Annotated in this window: 5 protein-coding genes and 1 tRNA gene; 1 reads left to right on the top strand and 5 read right to left on the bottom strand. The window is 26.8% G+C overall.

Going from position 1 to position 2,842, the window contains the following annotated elements:
- Window positions 1-30 precede the first annotated feature (30 nt).
- From ACTG3S_RS09705 to ACTG3S_RS09695, 3 genes are all read right to left on the bottom strand, one after another.
- Window positions 31-104: transfer RNA gene (locus ACTG3S_RS09705), tRNA-Arg, on the bottom strand.
- A gap of 57 nt (window positions 105-161) precedes the next feature.
- Window positions 162-392 (bottom strand): putative signal transducing protein, encoded by a 231-nt coding sequence (locus tag ACTG3S_RS09700; RefSeq protein WP_439129161.1) that lies wholly within the window; start codon window positions 390-392, stop codon window positions 162-164.
- Between the two features lie 11 nt (window positions 393-403).
- Window positions 404-556 carry an SsrA-binding protein gene (locus ACTG3S_RS09695; RefSeq protein ID WP_439129160.1) on the bottom strand — a complete coding sequence of 51 codons (153 nt, stop codon included), beginning with the start codon at window positions 554-556 and terminating at the stop codon, window positions 404-406.
- Window positions 557-1,043: 487 nt separating this feature from the next.
- Between ACTG3S_RS09695 and ACTG3S_RS09690 the strand changes: the two genes are divergently transcribed.
- Window positions 1,044-1,994, top strand: a complete 951-nt coding sequence (locus ACTG3S_RS09690) for a calcium/sodium antiporter (RefSeq protein ID WP_439129159.1) — start codon at window positions 1,044-1,046, stop codon at window positions 1,992-1,994.
- 71 nt (window positions 1,995-2,065) lie between these two features.
- Here the strand turns inward: ACTG3S_RS09690 and ACTG3S_RS09685 are convergent, their stop codons facing one another.
- On the bottom strand, window positions 2,066-2,422 hold the full coding sequence (locus ACTG3S_RS09685; protein WP_439129158.1) for a hypothetical protein: 357 nt from the start codon (window positions 2,420-2,422) through the stop codon (window positions 2,066-2,068).
- Window positions 2,423-2,547: 125 nt separating this feature from the next.
- Window positions 2,548-2,842: response regulator transcription factor (locus ACTG3S_RS09680; protein WP_439129157.1), on the bottom strand; the 295-nt coding region annotated here is incomplete at its 5' end.

The raw sequence follows: 2,842 nt of genomic DNA, 5'->3' as shown, positions 1-2,842 counted from the left end.
AAACTCTCAAATATTTTGAGAGTTTTTTTGTGACCATGACAGGATTCAAACCTGTAACCTCTTGAGCCGTAATCAAGTGCGCTATTCAGTTGCGCCACATGGCCTTAAAACGGGTGCAAATATAACAGAGTTTTTTTAATTTAGAAAGTTAATCTGCTTTTTTATGAATTAATTTCTGCCTTATATGTATCTATAATTGGTTGTGCTTTTTCTTTATCAATATTTAAAACAAAAAGTTCAACAGAATTGCCTAATGGACCAAAGCCTGCTACTTGACTAGAATTTATGTGGTCTTTAATTAAACAACCAATATTGTTTTCTGATAATCTTTTTTTTAACCCTTGTACTATTATAGAAGAGCCTGTAAAAACTTTAATGTGTTCTGTGTTCATAATGTATAGTTTTAGGTTAATGCATTTTTTGTAACAAAAGCTCTCCAAGCTATAATAGCCAATTGTAATTTGGTTGCTTTAGAGATATCTAAACCCTTTTTTGTAAAAGAGGGTAGTATAGCTTTGTTTGCTTTTGCCAATAAAGTAAAAAATTTCTTTTTCATTAAAAAAGTTGTCTTATTTCAAATTTAATAAAAATAAACAACTTTGGGGGTTGGGGTAGTAATAAAATTAAATGCTAACTGTAATAATTAAGTCAACAATATCTTTTAGAGTTTTAGTAATAATAAGTATCATAATAATAGTTTTTATGGGTTAATAAATATGATAATTTCGAAATTATAAATCCAATATATCAGAATTGTAAATACTTTACGAAAGAAAAGTAAACTATTAATAAAATTGATTTAATATATATAACTAAAAAGATGCATTTTGTTATAAAATGTAAGTAATTATACTTCAAGTTAGTTTAAATATGGAATATTATTATTTATTTAATACTTAAAAGTGTTAGGTTTTAATGTAATTATTTTCTCTTTTTTTTAATCGTAAAGGAATTTGTATTTCAAAAAAGGTAATTTTTTCTCTTTCTGTCTTTTCTCTTCTTCTTAAATTGATAAAAATGTATCTTCGTAAAAAATAAAATAAATGAGTTTTTTGTACGTTTTTTTAGGTTTGGCTTTATTAATACTTGGTGGTGAGTTTTTAGTAAGATCCTCGATAGCTTTATCCTTTAAATTAAATATTTCTAAAATGGTTATTGGAATGACAGTGGTTTCTTTTGCAACCTCTGCACCAGAACTTTTGGTAAGCTTGCAAGCTGCTCTAGATGGTTCTCCAGCAATTTCTATAAATAATGTTATTGGTTCTAATATTGCAAATATTGGTTTGGTTTTAGGTATTACAGCCATTATTGGACCAATCGTAGTAAATAAAGATTTTTACAAACTTAACTGGCCCGTAATGTTGTTCTTTTCGTTACTACTCTATTATTTTTTATACAATGATAATGTATTAACACAATTAGAGGGTATTATACTTTTAGTAGCACTAGCTATTTTTCTATTTGTTCTAATTAGAATGGCTAATAAAGAAGATGTCTCTTTAGAAGAGGTTGATGATGCTTTGGCAGAAATTGGATATTTTAAAATCTTTATTTGGTTAATAATTGGTGGTGTTTCATTGTATTTTGGTTCCGATCTTTTAGTAGATGGTGCTAAAGATATAGCCACAAATATGGGAGTAAGCGAAGGTGTAATTTCTATAACAATGATTGCTATTGGTACAAGCGTACCAGAATTAGCTGCATCTGTTATTGCAGCAGTTAAAGGAGAAAAAGCTATTTCTTTAGGAAACTTAATTGGTTCTAATATATTTAATATTGCCTCTGTTTTGGGCTTTACCTCTTTAATAAAGCAAATACCTGTTACAGAACCTCAAATATTGTCTAGAGATATTTTTTGGATGCTAGGTTTTGCAGTAGTGCTACTTCCTTTAGTATTTATACCAAAGAAATTTGTTTTAAGCAGGTTTAAAGGATTATTTCTTTTTGTTGGATATGTATCATTTATTTACTTAGTTTTTAAAACGACACTCTAATTAAAGCGCAAAATAAAACCTTCTTATAAATAAGAAGGTTTTAGGTTTGTAAATCCTTTTTTATCAAATTTTTACTGCCAAGGCTTATAGTTTTTATAAGCGGGACCAGTAAGTTTGCTTCTTTTAGAAGTTACTAATTTAATTTTCTTTTTATTTTTAGCACTTTCTAAAACTTTATAGTTTTTATATTCAGGACCAACTAACTCGCTCTTATTTGAAGTTACTAATTGTATTTCTTGAATTTCTGTTTTACTTTTTTTCCAGGGTTTAAAGTTTTTATAAGCAGGTCCTTTTAAATTATTTCTTTTGGATGTAACCAACTTAATTACTTTAACATCATTATTTACCGTTGATTTTTTAGAATTATTTTGTGAAAATATAGCTGTTGAAGAAAGTAAAACTGCAAGTGTTAACAAAGCATTTTTCATATTATTACATTTTATTAATTATACTAAATACCATTATTTAGTTGTATAAAAATAAGATGTAATTGGGTGTTTTGTTTGTATGAGAAAATTGGTATTTTATATCCGTATTTATACGGATATAAAATTTATATCAATTTTATTTCTGAAGCTTTTTTTATGAGTTGAGCAGTATTTTTCACCTCTAATTTTTTTAAAATATTTGCACGATGTGTTTCTATTGTTCTAGTGCTAACAAAAAGTTGTGTGGCTATTTCTTTTGTGGTTAGTCCTTTACTTATTAAAAGTAATACTTCTGTTTCTTTATTAGAAAGTAAATTTTCGCTAACACTTTGGGTTGCCATAAAATTCACCATTTTTTCTGCAATTAAAGAGCTAAAATATTTTTTTCCTTTAGCTACAATTCTAATAGCTTTAATTAGT

This window comes from Polaribacter sp. (assembly GCF_965656025.1).
Classification (GTDB): domain Bacteria; phylum Bacteroidota; class Bacteroidia; order Flavobacteriales; family Flavobacteriaceae; genus Polaribacter.
Note: the sequence above shows the minus strand (reverse complement) of the source record. Positions and strands in the feature narration are given on the sequence as shown.